The following is a 24,196-nucleotide window of genomic DNA, read 5'->3' on the forward strand; positions in this document are numbered from 1 at the left end:
TCTTCTATTTTTTGACGTTAGAGTCGACCTTGATACCGAATTTACTTGAGCATATTCAGTGCATAAAAAGGGCTTGAACTTGCTCAAGCCCTGAGGTTGTTACTGACCAATTTCTAGGTAGGTTTGATCTGAGATACGTGTCCAAGGACGTGCAATGCCTTGATAATGCTCTTGTGACTCGATGATCTCTTTGGTGAGCGGATCTGACTTTTTGAATTGTTTTATCAATTCATCATTTGCCTGTTGGAGCTTGATCATGACGTTGTTAGGGAAGGTTTTGATCTGAATCTCCGGGTGTTCCTTATGTATTTTCTCTAGATTAATCGCGTTCTCATGCATTGATTGTGCGTACATGTCATAGGCTGAAGCCCGCATGGCGACAACTAAGATTTCTTGCAGATCTTTGGGCAGGGTATTAAACGCCTTTTCATTGACTAAGAATTGCAACTCAGTGGCTGGCTCATGCCAACCGGTGTAGTAGAAAGGGGCGACTTTTTGAAAACCCATACGTAGATCCAGCGAGGGCCCAACCCACTCCAATGCGTCAATGGTATTGCGTTCAAGTGCGGTATATAGCTCACCTGCTGGGATGTTTACCGGGCTAGCGCCCAATTTAGATATCACTTCGCCAGCAAATCCCGGGATCCGAATCTTAAGACCCTTTAGATCTTCGACAGAATTGATCTCTTTACGGAACCAGCCACCCATTTGATTACCTGTATTGCCACCAGGAAAAGAGAGTAATCCATAGGGGTGATAGGTCTTCTGCATGAGTTCCATGCCCCCACCGTAGTAAAACCAGGCATATTGCTCTGTTGCCGTCATGCCAAATGGTCTTGTGGTAAAGAACATGGTGTTGAGGTCTTTACCTTTCCAATAATAGGAAGCGGAATGTCCCATCTGATATTGCCCTGCACGTACCATGTCGAAAATACCTAAGGGGGCTTTATGTTTATTCTTGGAGTCAATGGTGATAATGAGCCGACCGTTAGACATTATTTTTACACGTCGAGCCATACTTTTAACGGTATCGCCAAATACCGGAAAGTCTTTCGGCCAGGTTTCAGCTAATCGCCAGCGATAGCTTTTCTCTGTTTCAGCCATAGTATTTGTAGAGGAAAACAATAGCGTGGAGACGATGAGTGTCTTGAATGCATGTTTGAACATCTTGGTGTCCCATATTTTTATTAGTGGACTGCCAAGTTAGTGATTTTTCGAAAGGCTAGATATTCGTTTTACTACTGAGTTGTCTACGGGTTATCACGTAGATGGGGAAAAGGGTGATGGTTGATTTTTATTTTTCTTGGCCTTTCTACGCCTGTTTGCCAGCGGTAGTTCAAACTTTTTATAAGTATAATGTGATTGACTTATCATTTATAAAAAACAGTTCGTTACCTTTTGTTAACATTGTTTACTTGCTTAATAATCGTTAGAACCTAGCTTGCTGAAGGGCGTTAGAGTTGTAATTTACTGAGTCTAGTGCACTAATATAAAGACAATAATAAAATATAAATACAGTGATGGGATCTGATTTTGGACTTCAAACAGAAGATTATTGCACTCAGTATTCTTCCGCTAGTGCTCTCTATGTTAATTATCGTTTTGGCGCTAAATTACCAATCCGAACTCTTGTCGGAGCAAAGTGGCTCTTCCTACAGAGAGAAGATTCTCGAACTGAGAAAACAGCAGTTACAATCCAACATTGAGCTGGCATTGGGTGCCATCAGCCATATTTATCAAGCCGCAGATGAACATGATCCGCTTGCCAAAAAACAGGTTGCCGAGATACTGAACATGCTACAACACGGTGATGATGGCTATTTTTTTGTTTACAGCGAAGAGGGCACCAATATTGTTCATCCTCGACAGTCTTACCGAGTCGGGAAAAATTGGTGGGAGTGGGTTGATGCGTCTGGAAACCCGTTAATTCAGATTTTGATCTCAAATGCCGAGCAAGGCGGCGGTTTTCATGAATACCTTTGGGAGAAGCCATCAACGGGGTTAGTCGCAAAGAAACTTGCTTACTCGGTCATGTTGGATAAATGGCGTTGGATGATTGGCACAGGGATCTACATCGATGATATTGACCGTGATGTTATTACTTTGCAAAAAGAGATTAACGGCTATATAAATCAAACGTTTATTGTGATTTTTGTGCTTACGGTAGCAGGGGTTGTCGTGGTGTTCTTTTCCGGTCTGTTTCTGCAAGCAAGTGAGCGAAAATTGGCGGACGGACAGCTTAAAGTCCTGACTAATCGAATAGTTGATAGCCAAGAAGTGGAGCGTCAACGGGTCTCCCGAGAACTTCATGACGGCATTATTCAGATGCTAGTGTCGACTAAGTATGTGGTAGAGAATGTTATTTTCAGGCTTGCTAAAGGCGATTCTGCCACCGCAGAGCTGGCTCAATGTGAGCAGTATTTAGATGCAACCATTAATGATGTTCGACGAATATCAAGGGATTTGCACCCTAATCTATTGGCCGACCACGGCTTATCTGCTGCCCTTTCTGCTTTGATTGAGGATTATCGAAATCGATTGAACATCGATATCTCTTTTGAACCCTTGGCCATTAAAAAGTTATTGCCCAGTGATGCTAGAACCACGCTATACCGTATTGCGCAAGAGGCGTTAACCAATATAGAGCGGCATGCCAATGCGACGGCTGTGACGGTTAAAATTAACGTGAATGAGTCTTGGTTTATTCTGTCTATCACTGACAATGGCTGTGGTTTTGATACTCAGAAATTGAGTCGAAATAAGTCTCCTTTTGTGGGTATTGGATTGAGAAATATGTCTGAACGTATTAGTTATTTTAATGGACGGCTTGATATTTACAGCTCTTCATCTGGCACCAAAGTAGTCAGTAAACTGCCCAAAAAACTACTCAACTATAGCAATTCAAGCAAGAGGTAGATGATGCGAATTTTTATTGTGGATGATCACTCTATTTTTAGAGAGGGATTAATAGCACGCTTATCCATGGATGATGATTTTGTCGTTGTTGGGCAGGCGGCAAATGGCAAAGAAGCCCTAGAGAAAGTGCCTAAACTTATGCCAGATATTGTACTGATGGACATCAGCATGCCAGAAATGAATGGCATGGATACTGCTGAGATATTTAAAGATAAGTTTCCTGACATCAAGATCCTCGTTTTGAGCATGCATGATGATAAAGAGTACGTTCTGAGTGTGCTTAACCATGGCGTGAATGGTTATGCCCTGAAGGATATCAGTGCAGCAGAGATGTTTTATGCCTTAAGAGTGATCTACAACGGTGGGATATATTACAGTCGAGCTATATCAGATCTACTGATTAAAAGCAGCCTAGAGCCAAGTAAGAACACGGTATTAACCACAAGAGAGCAGACGGTTTTGCGTTTATTAGCGTCAGGGTTGAATAATAAAGAGCTGGCAAGAGAGCTTGATATTAGTGTGCGTACCATTGAAACTCATCGACGGAATATAAAAGATAAATTAGCCATCAAAACCAGTGCTGGTTTAGTTCGGTATGCCATTGACCATGGGCTTGATGACTAATGTTATCCTACACCTCTTTAATAAACGCTTGTCCAGGCTGCCAGTCGATATAGACGCTGTCTTTCTCTTCCATATAGGGCGCTTTGACGAAAACAGATTTAAAATTCTTGTCGCTCTCATTACGAAAAAGATGAGACTCACCGGGTTCACATCTCAGATAATCGCCCTCTTTTATCAGCACTCTTACCCCATCTACATAGACGGCGCATTCTCCCTCTAATACCAGGAATGACTCTTCCTGCTTGACATGTTTGTGGCAAGGATGAGCTTCACCGGGTGTGATGACCACTATGCCAAAGTCGACTCTTGGGCCATTAGTGACATATTTAGGACCATACTCACCGAAGCGATAGTCATGCTCTGATTCATTCGTTAAATACATAATGGTTCCTGTCTGTTTTTTTGTATTGTTGATTACGATATTAATTTAATGGCTCGACACCTTGTTAGTTTTATCTTGAGTTCGTAAATATTACAACCCCGGCGCCTGCCACATTGAGGTGGTTAAGCCCTGATCGACTAAATTTAACTCTTGTTTGTAGACCTTAAGCCAACGTTGTTTTAGTGCTTGGTAAGTCTGATAATTATCCATATTTGGCAGGTAGGTCTTTTCCCAGACAACCAGCTCTTTGGCGGCGGATTTCATGTTGGTATAGATACCTATCCCGACACCAGCAGCCATGGCTGCTCCCAGTGCGGTGGCTTCTTTTACTTTAGGGATTTTGACTTTCTTGCCTGTCACATCGGCTAATATCTGCGGCCAAAGCACTCCCTTACTGGCTCCACCAGCAAATACTAAAGTATCATTTTCGATGTTATGTTCGTTAGCGATGAATGCGTGGATCTTTTCTAAATTAATGGCCGAGACGATACATGCATTCTCCTCTAGGCTGCGAAAGAGGCAAGCTCGACTGCTCTTTTCTGGATCAAGTGACAGATTGATAAAAGAGGGCGCGGCGTGATACCAGTGGCCGTAGTTCATTGCATCGGAAAATATCGGCAGAATATCGTGGGAACCGACGGGGACTTTGTTGGCCATCTCCTCGAGTAGCGCATACACATCAATACCCCGCCGCAGTGCTTCTTGTTGCTCTAGTTGGCAAAAAGTATCCCTAAACCAGCGCATGACTAAACCACTAAAAAAAGTGATCCCTTCAGCTTGTGAGATCCCAGGGATCACGTGGGGATTGATGCGAATAGACATATCTTCTGGTGGTGGCGTCGATGCTGGGATATTAACAACTTGCTGCCAAAAACTGCCTCCTAATACCGCCATATCACCCAGTTCCACCACCCCAAGACCTGCAGCGCCTAACTGTACATCACCACCGCCCATGACAACGGCTGTGCCGACAGTTAACCCTGATTGGCTGGCCGCTAGCGCAGTGACTTCGCCAATCCTCGTGCCCGTTTCATGCACGGGGGGAAAGAGGGTTTCATTGACACCGACCTCAAGAGCCATCTGAGGAAGCCAGTGCCGCTGAGCCAGAGAAAATATACCTGTGGTGCCGGCATTAGAAGGTTCAGTTGCTATCACGCCGCTAAGTTTCGCCAATATCCAATCACTGATCATAGTGACAGATGCCGCCTTAGCGTATATTTCTGGGTGATGTTCCTTAAGCCAGAGAATTCTTGGCAAGGCGCCTAGGGCGAAGGTTTGGCCTGATTGCAGGTAATACTCATGTTCAATATCTGTCGCTGCATCTTTTAAGGCGTGGACCTGTTCGGCGGCTCTCGCATCGACATTGGCTACAGCCCAAATTTCTTGCCCCTCTTTGTCGAACAGTACGATTCCCTCTCGCATGCTGGTGGCGGAAATTGAGACTATCTGCTCGGGGGCGATGTTGGCATCCTTGAGCACATACTGAATACAGCGACAAAGCAGTATCCAGTTCTTCTGGCAGTCAAACCCCATGGAGTTTTTAACGCCCTCTTCAGCGAGATGTGACCATTCCTCCTGACTCACTGAGATTTGATGACCTTTAAGATCAAACAACACCGCTCTTCCACTACCCGTTCCTGCATCTATCGCTAACAGATAGTTTTCCATACGCATCTCCTAATCTCTACATAAAGTGTCGGGGCTAGAGGAAACTGCTTCTAGCTTGCTTAGCTTGTTCTTAAACCTTAACTTCATCATCATTGGGAGCATAGTCAGGTGACAGCATCATGGTGATGGCACTGGTTAGATTGAATAGGCCTGCATGCCGATCTTCAGTAGAACCAATATTCGTATCCACAGCAGAGTTAAGCGCGAACACATTAATGTTCTCACTACTCATCACAGGTAGCGTGACATGATTGACACAAAGCACCGTGGGGGAGAGGCCGTGCTTTAAAAATGCTTCGCAGGTGTTGATCAGTATTAGATTGGCTGAATCATCGTTTAAACAGACAAGGATATCTAGGCCACCAAAATCAATGACTGCGGTTTCAGCTGCTTGTTGACATTTATCTAAGGTATCAAAATCATGATATTCATTCAGCTCAAGGACATTAGCACCCAGCTTGGTGAGTTGAGCAACAACAGCTTGCCTGACTTCAGTGGCTGCTGGGGTGACCATCACGACCTTGCCTAATAAGGGTTGATTATTGCTGGAAACTTTTTTAAGTTTGGCTTGTTCAAGTTCCCAATATTCAACCTCAAATATCTCCTGAGGACTTAATGCCTGATATTGACTTAATTGTTCGGCTGTCAAAATAGCATCAAAAGTATGGCTGGTGATGTCTTCAATGATGAGTGCTTCTTTTACGGTTTTCCCAAATGAAATCGCGGCCTTCCCCTGCCAAATAGCAAAGTTTGGCGCGTAGTTGAGCATGGTTTGATCATGCTGATACGTTTCAAAGTACTCGATGTAATTGCTGGCATATTCACTCAGTTCAGCTTCAATATTCTCGCCAAAAATAATCGGGATCCGTTTAGTGCGAATAACATGATCGGGTGTTAATGGGCCACGCGTCACAATCTCTTTGAGTTTGGGGTGGCTGGCAATATGGCATGAAGGAACTGAGCTATTGAGCAGTGCTACCTGTGCCGCGCCTTTTTGCGCCGAAACCAGCTTACGTATTCGAGCCAGCTCCACTAAATCAATGCTAATATCTTGTTCAGGGTAACCGTTTGGTGCCTGTCCATTTGCCTCTTCAATGGCTTCTGATTTCAGGCACAGTTGAGCTTCGATGAATTGCTCCGCTTCTGTGACGAGCTCAATGGTTTTCTCATAGGCTGTTTTGGCATCATCGCTGAAGGTAAACAGGCCGTGATTCATCAGGACTATGCCCTCTATTGATTGCCATTTCAGATAGCGCGTCATCTCATACACCAATTTTGCCAACGCAAATCCTGGCATTACATAAGGAATAACGAACACACGTTTGCCATACAATTCTTGGATCTTTACCTTGCCGTCTGGTGTATTTGTTAACGTGACGATGGCATCAGCGTGAGTATGATCGACATAGGCAAAGGGGATGATGGCGTGCAGAATCGCTTCTACAGAGGGGTTGGGTGCACTAGGATCTATCATGGCTGCACGTTGATATTTGACCATGTCGCTGTCGCTGAGATCCGACAGTTGAGCCATCTTAAGTAGCACGTCCATCTTTACCGGTGCAAATCCTGCGGCTTCAATGGTCTCTAGATCCCAACCGCTGCCTTTAACATAGAGTATCTCTTCTACTTCACCGAATAGGTTAGTAACTTGAGTTTTTACTGACGTATTACCGCCCCCATGGAGCACTAGTGCTGGTTCTTGACCTAGTAGCCTAGAGGTATAGACCCTGAATGCTAACGGAGTATTAAGTTGATCTGCAATCTCATTTTGCCACAAGCTTTGCATGGTAAGCCCTTCTGGATAAAAGTGATTTAGGCAAATTGCCTTGCCTTTCATGTTGGTTAATAACATAGCACAGTAATCTAAAAATTTAAGACTATTAATGGTTTAGCTTTTATTAAATTGACTTGTAAATGATTTTTTGTAACAAAAATGAATGCTTACCATATTTAATAGTGCAGTACATCTCTCATTTTTGGTTATGATTTTTATTGTGCATAAGGAGATTGTGAACAAAGTTAATGTGAGGATAACTTGCGTAAAGTTGTTTTGTTGGTGGAGTGGTGTTTATAATATAAAACAAGGTGTGATGATGTTATTGTGTTTTGTTATCAAAATAGTTCAGTTTATCAAAATTGATTTTAGCCACATATAGTAGGTTTATAATATGATTAAGGAAAAATTTAGTTTGAAGATGATAAATATTATTTTGTTTTCAAGTCTGTTCTTTGGGTTAACCATTCAAGCCGAAGAGAAGCATCATGAAAAACAACCGAATATATTATTTATTTTTGCTGATGATCTTGGATGGGGAGATTTAAGCTTGCATGGGAGTAAAACGATTGAGACTCCGAATTTGGATAAACTCGCATCAGAAGGCAGTGAGTTTTACCAATTCTCAGTCGCAAATCCTGTTTGCTCACCGAGTCGAGCCGCGGTTATTACTGGCCAAAGTTCAGCTCGAAATAATATTCATCATCATTTCGCGAGTACTGAACATCATCAAAAGTTCGCCATGCCAGATTGGCTTGATACTTCAGTCGTTACTATTCCTAAAGTACTTAAAAATGCTGGCTATAAAACAGCACATTTTGGTAAGTGGCATTTAACCAACAGTCATATACCGGATGCGCCAACTCTTGATCAATATGGTTATGATGAGAGTGCTGTTTTTAATGGTCCAGGTAAGCAAACTGATGCTGTTGCAGTATATAATGATACGATTAAGTTTATAAATAAAAATAAGGATAATCCATTTTTCATTAATTTGTGGATCCACGAACCCCATACTCCCCATTATCCTGATCCTAAGTTTTTAAAAAAATATGCTCATTTGGAAGAGCAGGAGCAAATATATGCAGCAGTTGTTTCTGGGGCTGATGCGCAGATAGGGAGAGTGCTAAAAGCACTTGAAGATAATGGAATAGATGACAACACCTTAGTTATATTTTCAAGTGACAATGGGCCAGAGAAAGCGGGTGATGTAAATCATAGGTATTTATATGGTGATCCTGATGCGAAAGTTGCTGGTAGAGAACCACTAGGAAGATATTTTAGTGTTGGCTCAGCCGCGGGTTTACGAGGAGGTAAACGTGATACATATGAAGGCGGTGTCAGAGTCCCCCTCATTGCTCGATGGCCAGAAAATATACCAGTAGGCGTGGTTAATACTAGTTCGGTTGTTTCAGCTGTTGACTTTCTACCAACATTTGCAGAAATAGCGGGTGCAAAATTACCTGAAAATTATACTTCAGATGGTGAAAGCATAGTGCCATTATTAAAGGGAGAATTTGTAACGCGTAAAAAACCTGTTTTTTGGGAATGGTATTTTAATGGGATTGAAACAGATGCAGATTATGATAAATCTATGTTGGTGGTCAGAAAAGATGAATGGAAACTGTTTTTAGATCGGACACATAATAAAGTTGAACTATATAATCTTAAATATGATAGAAACGAAGTTAATAACACCGCCCAGAAGTACCCAGATAAAGTTAATCAGCTAAAGAAACTTGTTTTAGATTGGAAACAAACATTGCCACGTGCACCAGTTGAAAATGCATTCTCATCTTTACGTAATAATCCCTCTGAAAGATAAGTGTATTCAGTACAATGGAAGTCGTGAAAGAGGTTCTATGACGGAGTTCTACACCTACAACATACAGAACTGCTTACGTTATTAGTTATGCTTCTTGTTTAATTGCTTGGTGACATGAGTATCGAATCACTTTGTCAATCAGAGTAAGACTGTCTCATAACTGCTACACTATCAATAAAAATAGGTAGCAGTTATGACGAGTTCTCGAGTTAATCGTTCCGTGATGCTGTGGCCTGAGTCGTTACAGACCGATGTTGATAGACACTTGCTTGAATGTCTAGAGCGTATAGGTTGGCAGTTTCAGACCCACAGTTTAAAGAAAGGCAGCGCGACTTCGGTCGGACTGGCTTTTATTGATCTTGATTCTCTAGCAGAGTCGAGGGTCGTACTGGAAAAGGAGAAGCACTGTCAATGGATAGTGATCACAGCTCAATCACATCTCAAAGCGGTCGCTAAAGGGCTCTCCTTAAGCAATGTTTATGATTATCATCATAAACCTGTCGATCTTGATGTTCTTTCAGCCATGATAGGTCATTGTATAGGTATGCAATTGCTCAATACGTCAGAGCCGGAAGTGCATACAGAAGGGCCGACGAAGTCCCTCAGTCTTCTCTATGAGCTGGCTTGTAAAGTGGCTAAAACTGATGTTACTTTGCTGCTTCAGGGGCCATCTGGTAGTGGTAAAGAGTATCTGGCCCGTTATATTCACAAAAACTCCGCCCGTCATACGGGGCCTTTTGTCAGTCTAAATTGCGCAGGTATTCAAGCTTCGTTGGCTCAAGATGAACTCTTCGGCCATGAAAAGGGGGCTTTTACTGGGGCCGAACAGCAGCATATTGGTGCCTTTGAACAAGCTAATGGCGGCACCTTGTTGCTCGATGAGATCGGTGATCTTCCCATGGAACTACAGGGGAACTTTTTACAGGTACTCGAAAGTCGACATATCAAACGGGTGGGCAGTAGCGTACAGCGGCCGATAGATACCCGTATACTAGCGGCCAGTCATCGTAATCTATTTGAGTTAGTTCAAGAGGGGCACTTTCGCTTAGATCTATATTATCGACTCAATGTTATTACCTTAGAGGTGCCTCCCTTGGCTGCTCGTCAAGATGATATATTACCCTTGGCTCGACGTTTCTTATTGGAGTTTGAATCTAACCATCATGTCTCAAAGCAACTATCGTCTGATGCTGAACAGCAGTTACGTCTGCATTTTTGGCCGGGGAATGTACGTGAGTTGCATAATGTGATCACTCAGGCAGCCATCTTAGTAGACGGAGATATTATCTACGCAAAAGATATACAGTTCAGTACGCCAAGTGTCAGCGGTTCATCACTTAAAGAGCATTTAGAGCGGGCAGAGGCTGAACATATTCGCTCGGTGTTATTGTCTTATCAAGGCAATCGTAATAAAGCTGCCTTACAACTAGGGATCTCACGCCATACTTTATATCGACGTATTAAACAGTTAGAAATTAAAGCTTAACCTTCCTTCTATTTAATTCTTTATAAAAAAAGTTAATCAGTTAACACTTGTAACTTAGTCCTAGCTTTGGCAGTTTAAATCAAATCGTTTCGATATCAGTAACCCCCCTAGCTAAATCAGCTAGGGGTTTATCACCTTGGGATAGCTCATGAGAAAGAATAAGAATAGAGAGAGCAAGTCTAAAGCATTGGGTTTATCTGCCATAGCGTTAGCAGGTATGGCAACGTTGGTGTTAAGCGCACCTGCAATGGCATCAAGTATCACCATTATTCATGCGGGAGAGTTACTTGTTATCCCGGGCATGAAGCCACGTAAACAGCAAACATTAGTGATTGAATCTGGAACAATTAAAGAGATACGGCCTGGCTATCTTGCCGCCGAAAAATTTGGTGGTGGCGTTAAACTTATCGATCTTAAAGAGCGTTTTGTGATGCCCGGTTTGATGGATATGCATGTGCATCTTCAGGGTGAGCTAGGGCCTAAGAATGACAGTGAAAAACTGCGTATGTCAGATGCCGATATAGCGATCCGTAGCGCCTATTTTGCTAAGAAAACCTTGATGGCTGGTTTTACGACAGTACGTGATTTAGGTGCTAAACCGGAACAGATTTATGCTTTGCGAGATGGGATAAATAAGGGTTGGGTTGAGGGACCTCGTATTATCGCTTCAGGAGGCGTTTCTGTTACTGGTGGTCACGGTGACGTGGATGGCATGAGCCCAGATTTGCTAGATAAATATACCTCTAAAACGATTTGTGATGGCCCCTATGATTGTCGTAGTGCTACTCGACGTGCAATTAAGTTCGGCGCGGATGTGATTAAAATAACATCCACTGGTGGTGTTCTGTCGGATACCAATACAGGCACAGGTCAGCAGATGGCTGATGATGAACTTAAAGAGATCGTTGATACTGCCCATGGGCTTGGTCGTAAAGTCGCCAGCCATGCCCATGCTACCCAAGGGATTAATGCCGCCTTGCGTGCTGGGGTCGATAGTATCGAGCACGGTAGCTATGCGGACAAAGAGAGTATCAAGTTATTGAAGAAAAATGGGGCCTATCTGGTGCCGACATTACTTGCAGGCGACACAGTGGTCAACATGGCTAAAACCTCTGATTTTATGTCAGAGGCGATTAAAGCTAAAGCTAAGCGAGTCGGTGCTGATATGACGGAGAACTTTATCGCCGTACATCAGGCGGGTGTAAAGATTGCTTTTGGTACTGACAGTGGCGTATCCCAACATGGCACTAATGCGCGTGAGGCGGTGTTGATGCATCAGGCTGGAATGTCGAATTCAGACATACTTATATCCGCGACAATTAATGGCGCCGATTTAATCAGTATGTCAGACAGGCTTGGTACGCTTGAAGTCGGAAAGTACGCTGATATTATCGCAACGGATATCAGTCCTCTGCAAGAGATTGAAGCCTTGTTAGATGTGGGCTTTGTCATGAAAGGTGGCAAGGTTTATAAGCATAAATGATCATGTGAAGCTTAATGATTGCTAATTTAGAGCGCTTGTTAGCGCTCTATGCTTTTGGCCTGATCTTAAGCCTCAATCACAAAGTCACCCTGCATAATTGCCCAGTGACCAGGAAAAGAGCAGAAAAACTTATACGCTTCAGATGGAGACATTCCTTCGGTGCTAAAAGTGATGCTGGTTGAATCCCCACCGCCTACTATTTCAGTATGAGCGATAACACGTTTATCGTCCTGTTTCACATAGCTTTGTACAGCACCAGCTCCCATGCCCTCATTTGCTACGGCTGACATATCTGTACTTTTGGTTAATACCCAATTGTGACCCATGGCTGCTTTAGGCAGTTGACCTGCGTGGGTTAAGGTCAGCGTTACCTCTTTGCAGCTGGCTGGAATGCTAAGTGCTTTAACATCAAACTGCATCATGTCATTAGCACTGATAGCGAGCTCACACTCATTAGCATTGGCTATAGCACTAAATGACAAGCTAAATAGTGCACTGAAACCAAGTATACCCACTGTACACATAGACTTTAGATGATTCATTGAAATCTTCACTTTGAAATCCTTTTTGATTTACACCGATTGGTATAGATTAAACACGGCGCTATCATAGTAAAATTAAATCTTAATGAGAATTGTTATTACTTAAGTTGTGAGGGGATAATATACTTATATTCTTTATGGCAAGCAGATAAATATAGGAAATTTCATCAAGGTTAATAACTTACGGATAGTTTTATGTGAGGCTAAGTCATCAATAATTTACAATTGCAAGGAGGCTATATGAAACAGAATCATCTGCAATCACTGCTACTCGTTAGTGGTTTCCTCGTTAGTTTTAACCTGTTTGCCGATGAACATTCTCGTCGTGCAGATGTTGAGCGGTTGCTTATTGAAATGAAAACAGAGTCCATGATGGACACCATGTATGATCAGGTTGAGTTGATGATGAAAAACATGAAGTCCCAACTAAAGGTGAAAGAGTCTAAACAGGAGCGTGAGATGTTTGCGGCTTTCTTAGCTAGAAGCACGGAGATCATGCGTCAAGAGATGGGGTGGGAAACATTAAAAAAACCTATGATAGATATTTACGTCAAGCACTACTCAGATAAAGAGATAACCGATATGCTGGCGTTTTATCGAAGTGAATCTGGCCGAACTATGGTAGCAAAAATGCCAGTGGTGATGCAGGAATCTATGATGGTGACTCAAAGTTTAGCTCAGCCTATGCTACAAAAAATGCAACAACTCTCTTTCGAATTTAATCAAGAATTACAGGTTTACAGAGATGCGAATACCAGTGAAAACGTCGCTGATTAAGTGTAAACAATTTAAATGATGTAGTATCGGCGCTTGTACTTTAGCATTGTGTGATGTAAGTATTTACTTTAAGGGAGTGATAGCTCCTCTAGAGTCCTGATAACAATTGGGTCATAGCTTCAAAACAATGATTAACATAGGGTGTAAATAACAAGGAATAATATGGAATATTTTATTGGTGGTTTAAAAAAGTATGCAGATTTTACCGGCCGTGCTCGTCGTAAAGAATTTTGGATGTATACCCTGTTTTATCTGATTTTTTATGTTCTGGCAGCGGTGATTGATGTTGCCTTAGGTACCATGATATTTGCAGGTATATATGCTTTAGTTTTGCTTATCCCGACTATTGCCATTTCAGCTCGTCGGTTGCATGATACTGGTCGTTCTGGTTGGTGGCAGTTGATTGGTTTGATTCCGCTTATAGGTGCAATCGTACTGTTGATCTTTTATGTGCAGGATAGCCTTGGTGAGAACGAATATGGTCCAAACCCTAAGGTTGTAGAAGCTTAATTATTTGATTAAGGGGGACCTTGGTCTCCTTGTTTTTTTATTTATGATTGGCTTAGCGCTTAGGGTGTCAAATTTAGCACTGATTCTCCAGATACAGAAAAAGAGCAGCGCGGCTCCTTTCCAACTTTCTATTTTAGCCTAGTCTGGCTGTAATATTAGACGCTCTTATTCGCTGTCACCTTGATGCGTTCAACATCTGCTGCGGGTTCATCAATGATGAAATCTAATTGTACCTGTACACTTTTTTCACCTTGCTTGGATTTTTTATAGGTCCACTGTTTTAGCGCTTTAACAGCTTGTTTGTCGAATACGCCTTTGGGAGAGGATTTGATCACTAACACATTGGATACAACGCCAGACTTTTTGATATCAAATTCAAGTTGCACAAAACCATTTTGATTGGCGTTAACCGCAGCTTTTGGGTATTTAGGCTCGACACGTGTCAACGGGTAAATAGGTTGTTTTTTTGCAGCATGGGCTGAGTCATTATGATCTCCTGCTTGAACTTGCTGGTTCAACATTAAACTGGCAAAGCCCAAACCGAGTGTAAGGCCAACAATTGCGAGTGTACTTTTTCCATGTTGCTTTTTCATCTGTAAAATCCTCTCTTTTAGTATGTGTTTGTTTCCGTAGTGGGTGTGAAGCATGCCGATATGGGCTTGCTGTGAGTAGGTCAGCAGTGCACGACTGTAGGCAATCTTTTCATTGGTACTCATCGATGCGGTGATTTGAGCATCGCAAGCCAGTTCCTGATCGTCGCGAAAACGGCGGTAAGCGATAATGTTAAGTGCAATATCCCCTCTATGATGGTGATACTGCTCATGTTCAATAACCGCAGCTTGTTGGTTGACTGTGAGTAGTTCAAAGCCAAGGGGCACGATAATGTTAGGACGACGCAGACCCACTAACATAGGTGAATGGATCTCGCGATGCTGAATGATGGGGAGTCGGGCTTCTGGCATCACAAACGGAGAACTATGGGCGATTAAGTGTTTCAATTTTATTGCCTGTAAGCCAATAACAAGCAGCATCACAATGAGCCCAATAGACCAGATTGCCAGTAGAGTAGATGCAGATAAAAATAGCTCACTATCTGCTAAGGTTTTGTCTGCCAGTACCCGATAATGCTCAAGTTGTATTATGCGCGAGTTTGACAGAAGGTTTGGCACTAAGTGGATGATAGCGGAGCTTATTAGTAACATGGGCACCACGAGCCAGAGTGCGTAGGTGTGGTGTGCGCCAAGATGTTTTAAAATCTGTTTGTGGCTGATAAGTAAGATGACAGCTATTAAGCTGATGAGTATGGTTTGTTCCATTAACCAGTTAAGCATTAGCGCTTCTCCTCTTCCCAGTTATCGATAAGTTGCTTTAGCTCGGCAATGTCATCTGAACTCAACTTATTCTCTTTGGCAAAACCTGCGACCAAGGGCGTGAGCTTGCCTGAAAAGACTCTCTCGATGAAAGATTGACTCTCTTTTAGTTGATATTCACTTTGGTCGATAAGTGGATAGTAACGATAAGAACGTCCTTGCTTCTCAAATCCAATCGCCTCTTTTTTAACTAAACGATTGAGTAAAGTTTTGACCGTTTTCTTATGCCATTGGTTGCTCATCGCTAATTGCTCAACAACTTCAGACGAGCCCAAAGGGGATGAACGCCAGAGCAGGTTAAGCACTGCTAGTTCAGAGTTACTGATCTCTTTCATGTCACTTCCTTAAACACGTTTACACCAGTTTAAGATTACGAGTGTAATCCTGAGTTATAAGATTACATGTGTAATCCTATAACTCAAGTGTTTTATTTAACACATAGCTAAAAATTGTAACCAATGACTTTGTCTCGGCTTTATACCAATTCAACTAATTGGGAAGTAGCGTTTTATAAGAATGAAAATGACATGTATTTGCTGCATCAATCAATCCGTGGTGAAGCCCTTAACCTTGATTCGCCACCGCTAGGATCTGAACGTTGCCGTGAGTTCATGGCGACCATGAGCCCTCACGGATTGAGTCATTAGTCTTGAATTTGTTTATTAAAAATAGTTCTGGTCGATCTTTTTCTTATATCGATTGATTTTAGGTTAATATCTTGTCAATCAAAAGTTAGACTTTTATCTGTGTAGACGTCTATAATGCCGCGCTCACTTTTCTGTATTAGCAGTAGGTGGGCGAGTCAATCTTTTGTGGTGCCTGAATTTACCCCTTAGACTTAATGTTAAAGTTCAGATTTTTATAGGGGAGAGTAAGGATAATCGGGAAGCCTGTGAAAATCTGGCACTGCCCCCGCAACGGTGAAAGGTGAAAGTTAGCCGCGTTTATCTGTGAAAGAAGCGCAATAACCCCTAACTTGCACAGAGAGTCTTAATGGATACTCTGTATAGCCTAAGTCCGGAGACCGGCCCATTAGATGATTTTGAGATTTCGGCGGGCAGATCTCGAGATGCGATAGAGCGCCTAATATACTTGGGCTGAACTCATACTAGTCGTGACGTTTTTGCCCCGTTTTCCTTTCAGGAGTTAAAGGTAAAATGGGTACATTATTAAATAGAAAGTTAAGTAAAGAGTCGAATAAAGATCCAATCAAATTATCAAGAGTTGCAGTGCTTGTCGGCAGTGCTCTGACCTTACCGTTTGCATCCACGGTCTCAGCTACTGAAGTCGAAGAGTCAAAACAACTAAACCGTATCGATGAAGTGATCACTGTGATTGGCCGCAGTGAAAATACCCCACTGAACATCGCTGCAAATGTGAATATTATTGATGCTGCACAAATCGAAATGAGTGGCGCAGTCACTTTAACTGAAGTTTTACGCGGTCAGAGTGGCATTCAGATCTCAGATTCAAATTCAGGCGCTGTGTTTTCTTTGCGCGGGTTTAGTTCAGATCAAGCGGCTAATAACACGCTGATTTTGATCGATGGACGTCGTTTGAATAATATGGACATTGCTGCGCCTAGTATCAATGCCATTCCACTTAATCAAATCGAACGTGTGGAGATCATGTCTGGCAGTGCGGGTGTGCTTTATGGCGATCAAGCGGTGGGTGGTGTGATTAACATTATTACTAAAGCCCCTGATGCGAGCGGTGGCAGTATTCAACTTTCTGGTGGTAGTTTCGATACCTATGAAGGAAGGGGAGACGTCTCTGGTGCCATTAATGACACTTGGCGTTACTATGGGGCAGCGAGTTATAACCGAAGTGACAACTACCGTGCGCATAATGCCAATGAAACCAGCTCTGTATTGGGTCGACTAGAATATCAAACAAGTAAAAATAACTTTTTTGTTGAAACAAGTTATTACGATAACGAGAGAGAGCTTGCTGGATCACTCACAAAAGAGGAATTTGAAAACAACCCTCGTCAAGCAAGCAAGTTATACCCAGATGATAAGCAACATGAAATGACTACAGCTGTCAGAATGGGCTACCGCAGTCAGCTAAATTCACAATGGCTAATATCGGCGGATATGAATTATTCCGATACCGACGTTAATTCTGTCAGCTATGGAAGTGCAGGTAAAATTAACCGTTCCTTGTTTGAATTTAGTCCAAAAGCTATCGCTAAATTTACAACAAATAATGGTGACATTAATATCATTTTCGGCGCAGATATTAGTAAAGGCGACGCAGATTATGCGCTTAGTTATATCAACCGAGATAACACTCAGACTTTAGCCAGTGTGTATCTGCAGGCAGATGTCCCTCTCACTTCGACATTGAGCTATGTTGTTGGTGGTCGTTATAGTGATATTAAAGACGATCTTACTGACGCAGATAAATACCCCGCTGGCGTTGAGTTAAATAACGATGCTACCGCCTTTGAGCTTGGTTTCAATTATCGTCCAAGCCGAGCGCATCGAATGTATATTCGTGCCGATGATAACTTTCGCTTTGCTAAGGTCGATGAGCAGGCATTTACACCTTATGATGTGATTGGCTTGAAACCACAAACGGGTCGTTCCTATGAAGCCGGTTGGGATTGGACACCAAATTCTCACTCATTACGCATAAGTGCCTATCGTTTAGATCTTGAAGATGAAATTTTTTACGATTCTAATGCCAATCCTCCGGTTGAAGGTAGCTGGCCTGGCGCTAACGTAAATGCCGATTCTTCACGTCGTTATGGTGCGAGTTTAGATTGGGACTGGCAACTGACTCAATCTGCTCAATTAGGCCTTGAGTATAATTACATTGATGCGAAATATACCGAAGGTGTCAATGATGGTAAATATCTGTCTTGGGTAGCCCAAAATACAGGTAGTGGTTATGTCAGTGTCGACTTTAGTCAAGATTGGCAAGTATATGCCGAGGTTGTTTATACCGGTTCTCGTTATGAAGGTGGCGATTCTAGTAACGTTAATCCAAAGATAGAAGCTTATTGGCTATCAAATCTAGCTGTTAATTATACCCGTGATAATTGGCTAGCCAGTATTCGTGTCGATAACCTGCTTGATGAACAATATGCCAGTGCGGTTTACTACGGTGGGTACTATTCTGGAACTGGTCGCGCGGTACGTTTGACTGCAAGTTATCGTTTCTAAGCTTATTTTTTGTTGCGTGTACTCGGCTTTTTAGGCGAATGAGAATCCCCTTCTTGATGAAGGTCGTAATAGTACGATAAAAGCCAGACTTTAGAGTCTGGCTTTTTTATGTGTTAAATTCAGTTTTCTTTGCTCAAACTAGAGTTTACGAGAATACGGGGAAAGAGTCAGAATGGCAAAAATATGGTTTGGATTATGGTGTGTCGCCTGCTTGTCTTTGCAAGCTTGCTCAGGTCCGAAGCTTGAGCCGCTTTCAGCTAATGCGGACATTTTGGCTTTTGGTGACAGTCTGACTTATGGAAAGGGAGCCAATAACGGCGGTGATTATCCTGCTGTGTTGTCAAAACTGACGGGATTGAATGTCATTAATGCTGGAGTATCGGGTGAAACTACCACCCAAGGTTTAACAAGATTGACAGGCTTGATTGAGCAGTCATCGCCGCAGTTGCTCATTTTACTCGAAGGCGGCAATGATTTTTTACATAATACAGATCCTGATATTACTAAAACCAATTTAGCTAAGATGATAGAACTGGCACAAGCTCATTCTATTTCTGTAGTATTAATTGCCGTGCCTCAAAAGAGTCTTTTTTTGACAGATGCAAGCTTGTACTCCGTGCTAGCTGAAATCTATGATGTGGTACTGATTGAAGATACATTGGCTGATCTATTAAAAAGCCCAGCGATGAAGTCTGATACAGTTCATTTGAATAATGCGGGTTATCGAACGTTAGCCGAAGCCATTCATTTAACTTTGCTTGAGAGTGGTGCGTTATAATAGCAAATGGTATAACTATTACGGTTAAGGATTCGCTAGCCGTCAGTCTAAATTCATATTATGGTGTTATATGTTTATATACTTTAGCTGATTGAAATTAAACTCAGAGAGTTGTATTTCAATAAAATTAGAGTAGAAAAAGAGGTTTAGTCGTTAATTACGTGAAATGAACTTGACCCAGATAGGCGTTTTATGGGTAAATTCCAAGATAAGAATTAGCATCTTGAACAATAATAAATTAGGTTATATTTCCCATGACAGATCTTGAGCATCAAGTATTCACTCAAGTACGTGCGATCATCAGCAATGAAGAGCAAGTGATTGGTCGTCGAGGGATTTTGATCCCTCTTAAAAAAGCCATCATTGCAGATGGTGATATTCGAAATGTTATCGACATCGTATCTTCGGATCCAGCCTTAGCTGCACACATGTTATGGCGCAGTAATTGTGCGATGAGTGCTGATGCAAACCGTGCTAAAAACCGTTCGTTGAAAGATGCTTTGATTCGATTAGGTCAAATTAATATCTACCGCTATGCGTTCACTTTTTACCTCAAGGAACGTCTCGACGAACTGCCTCAACCCTATAAGAAATTAGTACAGGGGTATTGGGCCTTGACTGAGAGTATTGCGAGTAATTCTGTCGATAGCCTACATCAAATGCATGGGGTTGATATCAACCCAGATGAAGTGCAAACCTTAGCTTTGTTTAGTGTATTTGGTGAGATTATTGCCCTAACAGCCTTTGCTTATCTGAATGCTGAGTCTGAAGAGTCGTTCCCCTTGAGCATTATCAAGTCGCTTATTGATAATCAGAAACAGACCTTAACCATAGAAGCATTTGATTCGCTAGGGCTTGATGAAGAGCTACAGGAGGAGTTTATGATTGCGCATAACCTGCGTCAAACCATTAATCCTAACTCCCCAGGTTTAGTACTGAGACGTGTATTGTCGATGAGAAATCAGTTGCTTAATCCGTTATAATACCAATCAGTATAAAGATTTGATCGCTCAGCGAGAGTTTAGCGGTCCTGAGGCAAGCCAACGAGTGAAGAGCATAGTTATTCTACGGTTAAGCTCGTTAACGCAGAATCAGAACCGCTAAAACTCGCCTGTAAGGAGTGTTTTTGGCTGTCTACTTCTGCGTTGAATGAACTCACAAGGGAACAACCATTCTATCATCCATTCGCCTTGAATTAGTTTGCCAAAAAACACTCTGAGTAGATCAACTTCTTATACTGATTGGTATAATAGATTCAAGCAGCGAGTCACAAGCAACAAGCTTTTACTCGTGACTTGTCATCTTGTTAGCCCTATCTAGGGCTTCTAATTATTCTTCTTATTTAATTCAACTTATGCTGCTTTGCCAATCCCTCCTTTGCCACTAAGGTTAACCATTGTTGTGCCACTCGTGCACTTGAGCTGTCTTTACGATATGCGCCGAAAAGCGGGCGCTTAAGCCCTTCAGGGCCTAGCTTTACCGACGTTAAATTTAATCCATAGGATTCGCTGATTGACCAAGTTGGCAGTGCGGCGACGCCATCTTTACAGGCGATACGTTGTAGTAGCATCATGGTGAGATCACAACTTAATTGCTCACCTGCTTTAACGCCGGCAGGTTCCATAAAATGTCGATATAGATCTAAGCGTTCTAGGTGGACCGGATAGCTTATGATGGTCATGTTTTCGAGCTGTTGTGGGGTGACATAGCTAAGATTGGCTAATGGGTGATCATTGGCGATGACGAGTTTAACTTCAAAATCAAAAAGGTGTTGGTAAGCAATGGCTTGCCCTGGGACAGGATCTGAAGTTAGCACCACATCAAGTTCCCCCATCTCAAGTGCGTTGAGTGAGTCGAAAAGGTGACGACTGGAAAGATCTAGATTTACCTGTGGCGATGACGTTCTGAACTGTTCCATTACAGGCATTAGCCACCGAAAACAACTATGGCACTCAATGCCCACTCTAAGTTGATTCTCTTCCAGATTTAATCCCTGTTTAAGGTCATTTTCGGTTTCCATCACCTTAGGTAAAATTTCTTCAGCCAAGGTTAATAACCTGACACCCTCTTGAGTAAAAGAGAGAGGTTTGCTCTTTCTGATAAAAATAGAAGAGTTGATTCTGGTTTCCAGCTCTTTGATCTGATGAGATAGGGCGGATTGAGTCACGAAACGTTTTTTAGCCGCACCGGCCAAGCTTCCACTCTCCTTTAGAGCAATCAATGTTCGTAAGTGTCTAATCTCAATCATAATATAATATACCCATAGTGACATGAATCCTATTCATGTTGTGCTTGAAATCAATTCCCTTGTCTCAGGACAGACTATCACAATAAACTTCTAGACGTCCAGACGCCTAGTTGTTTGATTGATGATATCTGAACTTAAGATCCGTAAGCATTCAATCGATACCTTGGCGCGTTAATTCAGAATTCTAATTATGATAAATTAAAGGTATACAATATGCAAAACATCGAGATAGCAAGTCTGGGGTTTCCTCGTATTGGTCGTCAGCGAGAGTTGAAGTTTGCCCAAGAGAAATATTGGCGAGGTGAGCTAACTCAAGCGGAGTTAACTCAAGTTGCTAGAACGCTACGTAGCACCCATTGGAAGTGGCAGGCTGAAGCGGGTGTCAATTTGCTGCCTGTCGGAGATTTTGCCTATTATGATCAGGTTCTTACTCTCAGCGCCACGCTAAATGCAATTCCTGAGCGTCATCGGGATGCAAGTGAGACTGAGTCGGGAAAGATTGGCTTAGACACCTTATTCAGAGTTGCACGTGGCCGTGCGCCAACGGGTAAAGATGCTCCGGCTGGTGAGATGACTAAATACTTCAATACCAATTACCACTACATAGTGCCTGAATTGACAGCAGATCAAGAGTTTACCATAGCCTATGAGCAGATATTTGATGAGGTTAGCGAAGCGCAAGCTTTAGGGTATCAGGCTAAGCCCGTGTTATTAGGGCCTGTGACCTATCTATATCTTGCCAAATTAGTGGGCGAGAATTTCAATAAATTGTCGCTACTACCACAACTTTTAATCGCTTATGAGCAAATTTTAAATCGGTTTAGCGAGCAAGGTGTTGAGTGGGTGCAGCTAGATGAGCCGGCCTTAGCATTAGAGCTAGATAGTGAATGGCAAGAGGCGATGAGCTCGGCATATGAAGTTTTGCAAAGCGTAAAAGTGAAGATATTACTTGCGAGCTATTATGGCACCATTGCACATCATCAAGCATTAGTCTCATCATTGCCCGTTGCTGGTTTGCATTTAGATTTAGTGACTGCGCCTGAACAACTCGCGGTATTTGCGGCAAACCTACAAGCTGAGCAGGTGCTCTCTTTAGGGGTGATTAATGGCCGTAACGTCTGGGCTGCAGATATTGATTTTATTGCCGAGCGTATCCGCCCCTTAGTCAATGAGCTTCCTGAACGTGTTTGGATTGCTCCCTCTTGTTCACTGCTGCACACCCCGGTGGATCTTGATGTAGAAACAGAGCTTGCACCGGCGCTTAAACAGCAGTTAGCGTTTGCTAAACAGAAATTAACAGAACTAGCACAGCTTAAGCTCCTACTTAGTTTACCTGAGGATGCAGAGTCTCAAGCTATTGTGGACTGTAATCTTGTCCGTCGACATGCCCGTGATGCTGCCGCTGACAAGCAGGTTATTGATAGAGTTGCCGGGCTAAATGATGGGGACTATGAGCGTGAGTCTGCCTTCGTTAATCGCCAATTAATTCAGCAGCAAAAGTATCAATTACCTCTGTTACCGACAACGACTATAGGTTCATTTCCTCAAACCCCCGCGATCCGCGGCCTGCGTAGTCGTTGGCGTAAAGGTGAGATCACTGCAGATTTTTATAATGACCAGTTAAGACAAGTGACTAAAGATACGATCGATCGTCAGCTTAAATTAGGTTTAGATGTGCTGGTTCATGGCGAAGCTGAGCGTAATGACATGGTTGAATATTTCGGTGAGCAATTGCAAGGTGTGGGCTTTACCCAGTTTGGTTGGGTACAGAGTTATGGTTCACGTTGTGTAAAACCGCCACTCATTTTTGGTGATGTATCTCGGCCTAAAGCCATGACCGTCGAGTGGGCAACATATGCCCAAAGTCTGACAGATAAGCCGGTAAAAGGGATGTTAACAGGCCCAGTAACTATCTTGCATTGGTCATTTGCCCGTGAAGATATCAGCCGTGAGCAGATTGCTACACAAATAGGGTTAGCGATTCGAGATGAGGTGATCGATCTTCAAAATGCGGGTATTGGGATAATTCAGATCGATGAGCCTGCTTTTCGTGAAGGCCTGCCGTTGAAGAGATCTGATTGGGATCATTACCTAAACTGGGCTGTTGATGCTTTCAGGCTCAGCGCGGCAGGAGTTACCGATGAGACCCAAGTTCACACGCATATGTGCTATAGCGAGTTTAATGAAACCATAGCCGCCATTGCTGCCATGGATGCGGATGTGATCACCATTGAAACGTCGCGCTCAAGAATGGAGTTATTAACGGCATTCGAAGATTTCGAATATCCCAATGAGATAGGTCCCGGTGTATATGACATTCACACGCCTAACATACCGTCAGTGGATGAGATGGTGACATTAATCGAAAAGGCAGCCTGTAAAATTCCGCTACGCCAGCTTTGGGTGAATCCAGATTGTGGACTTAAAACCCGTACTTGGGATGAAGTTGAACCCGCTCTGCAAAACCTAGTTCAAGCGAGCAAAGTACTTAGAAGAAGGTTGGGCTAAAAGCTAAAGAAGTGACGAGTTAAAGATAGAGCTGATAAGTGTCGAGTCTTGAGTTCAAGAAAAAGCTAAGTAGCGGTAAGCCACTCGGATCTAGGAGCTTACCGCTATAAAGTTGGCTACATTAATTAATGTCCT

19 protein-coding genes and 1 riboswitch are annotated in these 24,196 nt (G+C 42.7%); of the genes, 11 read left to right on the plus strand and 8 right to left on the minus strand.

Translation table 11 applies throughout. From position 1 onward, the window contains the following. Positions 1–99: 99 nt before the first annotated feature. The gene (locus HWQ47_RS05710; protein ID WP_269970214.1) at positions 100–1,167 is read right to left on the minus strand and encodes a TRAP transporter substrate-binding protein; all 1,068 of its coding nucleotides are present in this window, start codon (positions 1,165–1,167) and stop codon (positions 100–102) included. A 366-nt stretch (positions 1,168–1,533) separates the two neighbouring features. Between HWQ47_RS05710 and HWQ47_RS05715 the strand changes: the two genes are divergently transcribed. Both HWQ47_RS05715 and HWQ47_RS05720 read left to right on the plus strand, forming a co-directional pair. Further along, a complete protein-coding gene (locus tag HWQ47_RS05715) occupies positions 1,534–2,916 on the plus strand; it encodes a cache domain-containing protein (protein WP_269970215.1) in 1,383 nt (460 codons plus the stop codon). Next, positions 2,917–3,540 (plus strand): response regulator, encoded by a 624-nt coding sequence (locus HWQ47_RS05720; RefSeq protein ID WP_269970216.1) that lies wholly within the window; start codon positions 2,917–2,919, stop codon positions 3,538–3,540. A gap of 7 nt (positions 3,541–3,547) precedes the next feature. On the opposite strand, the gene HWQ47_RS05725 is transcribed toward HWQ47_RS05720, so the two are convergent. The 3 genes from HWQ47_RS05725 to HWQ47_RS05735 all read right to left on the minus strand — a co-directional run bounded on the left by HWQ47_RS05725 (position 3,548) and on the right by HWQ47_RS05735 (position 7,376). Continuing rightward, positions 3,548–3,922 carry a cupin domain-containing protein gene (locus HWQ47_RS05725; RefSeq protein ID WP_269970217.1) on the minus strand — a complete coding sequence of 125 codons (375 nt, stop codon included), beginning with the start codon at positions 3,920–3,922 and terminating at the stop codon, positions 3,548–3,550. A gap of 90 nt (positions 3,923–4,012) precedes the next feature. Then, positions 4,013–5,590, minus strand: a complete 1,578-nt coding sequence (lsrK, locus tag HWQ47_RS05730; protein WP_269970218.1) for an autoinducer-2 kinase — start codon at positions 5,588–5,590, stop codon at positions 4,013–4,015. A 70-nt stretch (positions 5,591–5,660) separates the two neighbouring features. Continuing rightward, positions 5,661–7,376: a bifunctional aldolase/short-chain dehydrogenase gene (locus HWQ47_RS05735; protein WP_269970219.1), complete on the minus strand. Its 1,716-nt coding sequence runs from the start codon at positions 7,374–7,376 to the stop codon at positions 5,661–5,663. Positions 7,377–7,758: 382 nt separating this feature from the next. Here HWQ47_RS05735 and HWQ47_RS05740 point away from each other — a divergent pair, with 382 nt between their 5' ends. The 3 genes from HWQ47_RS05740 to HWQ47_RS05750 all read left to right on the plus strand — a co-directional run bounded on the left by HWQ47_RS05740 (position 7,759) and on the right by HWQ47_RS05750 (position 12,158). Next, positions 7,759–9,189, plus strand: coding sequence for a sulfatase-like hydrolase/transferase (locus HWQ47_RS05740; protein WP_269970220.1), 1,431 nt, complete (start codon positions 7,759–7,761; stop codon positions 9,187–9,189). Between the two features lie 193 nt (positions 9,190–9,382). Next, entirely contained in the window at positions 9,383–10,675 is a 1,293-nt protein-coding gene (locus HWQ47_RS05745; protein ID WP_269970221.1) for a sigma-54-dependent transcriptional regulator, read from the plus strand. Between the two features lie 217 nt (positions 10,676–10,892). Beyond that, positions 10,893–12,158, plus strand: coding sequence for an amidohydrolase family protein (locus HWQ47_RS05750; RefSeq protein WP_442802050.1), 1,266 nt, complete (start codon positions 10,893–10,895; stop codon positions 12,156–12,158). Positions 12,159–12,223: 65 nt separating this feature from the next. Here HWQ47_RS05750 and azu read toward each other — a convergent pair whose 3' ends face one another. Then, entirely contained in the window at positions 12,224–12,682 is a 459-nt protein-coding gene (gene azu, locus HWQ47_RS05755) for an azurin (RefSeq protein ID WP_269971676.1), read from the minus strand. Positions 12,683–12,940: 258 nt separating this feature from the next. Here azu and HWQ47_RS05760 point away from each other — a divergent pair, with 258 nt between their 5' ends. Continuing rightward, a complete protein-coding gene (locus tag HWQ47_RS05760) occupies positions 12,941–13,477 on the plus strand; it encodes a DUF2059 domain-containing protein (RefSeq protein ID WP_269970223.1) in 537 nt (178 codons plus the stop codon). 162 nt (positions 13,478–13,639) lie between these two features. Further along, the gene (locus HWQ47_RS05765; RefSeq protein WP_269970224.1) at positions 13,640–13,987 is read left to right on the plus strand and encodes a DUF805 domain-containing protein; all 348 of its coding nucleotides are present in this window, start codon (positions 13,640–13,642) and stop codon (positions 13,985–13,987) included. A 155-nt stretch (positions 13,988–14,142) separates the two neighbouring features. On the opposite strand, the gene HWQ47_RS05770 is transcribed toward HWQ47_RS05765, so the two are convergent. Together HWQ47_RS05770 and HWQ47_RS05775 are read right to left on the minus strand one after the other, a co-directional pair. After that, positions 14,143–15,318, minus strand: coding sequence for a M56 family metallopeptidase (locus HWQ47_RS05770; protein WP_269970225.1), 1,176 nt, complete (start codon positions 15,316–15,318; stop codon positions 14,143–14,145). Further along, on the minus strand, positions 15,318–15,692 hold the full coding sequence (locus HWQ47_RS05775; protein WP_269970226.1) for a BlaI/MecI/CopY family transcriptional regulator: 375 nt from the start codon (positions 15,690–15,692) through the stop codon (positions 15,318–15,320). Before HWQ47_RS05775 ends, HWQ47_RS05770 begins: the two co-directional genes overlap by 1 nt. Before the next feature lie 501 nt (positions 15,693–16,193). Continuing rightward, positions 16,194–16,404: riboswitch (cobalamin riboswitch) on the plus strand. A gap of 110 nt (positions 16,405–16,514) precedes the next feature. Here HWQ47_RS05775 and HWQ47_RS05780 point away from each other — a divergent pair. The 3 genes from HWQ47_RS05780 (at position 16,515) to HWQ47_RS05790 (ending at position 20,288) form a co-directional block, all read left to right on the plus strand. Further along, positions 16,515–18,527: a TonB-dependent receptor gene (locus tag HWQ47_RS05780; protein ID WP_269970227.1), complete on the plus strand. Its 2,013-nt coding sequence runs from the start codon at positions 16,515–16,517 to the stop codon at positions 18,525–18,527. Between the two features lie 172 nt (positions 18,528–18,699). Continuing rightward, the gene (locus HWQ47_RS05785; RefSeq protein ID WP_269970228.1) at positions 18,700–19,305 is read left to right on the plus strand and encodes a GDSL-type esterase/lipase family protein; all 606 of its coding nucleotides are present in this window, start codon (positions 18,700–18,702) and stop codon (positions 19,303–19,305) included. Positions 19,306–19,559: 254 nt separating this feature from the next. Continuing rightward, positions 19,560–20,288, plus strand: coding sequence for an HDOD domain-containing protein (locus HWQ47_RS05790; protein WP_269970229.1), 729 nt, complete (start codon positions 19,560–19,562; stop codon positions 20,286–20,288). Between the two features lie 359 nt (positions 20,289–20,647). On the opposite strand, the gene HWQ47_RS05795 is transcribed toward HWQ47_RS05790, so the two are convergent. Further along, complete coding sequence (locus HWQ47_RS05795) at positions 20,648–21,553, minus strand: LysR family transcriptional regulator (protein WP_269970230.1); 906 nt, start codon at positions 21,551–21,553, stop codon at positions 20,648–20,650. 222 nt (positions 21,554–21,775) lie between these two features. Between HWQ47_RS05795 and metE the strand changes: the two genes are divergently transcribed. Next, a complete protein-coding gene (gene metE / locus HWQ47_RS05800; protein ID WP_269971677.1) occupies positions 21,776–24,061 on the plus strand; it encodes a 5-methyltetrahydropteroyltriglutamate--homocysteine S-methyltransferase in 2,286 nt (761 codons plus the stop codon). The last annotated feature ends 135 nt before the right edge of the window (positions 24,062–24,196 follow it).

It is taken from the genome of Shewanella sp. MTB7, from assembly GCF_027571385.1.
Taxonomy (GTDB): domain Bacteria; phylum Pseudomonadota; class Gammaproteobacteria; order Enterobacterales; family Shewanellaceae; genus Shewanella.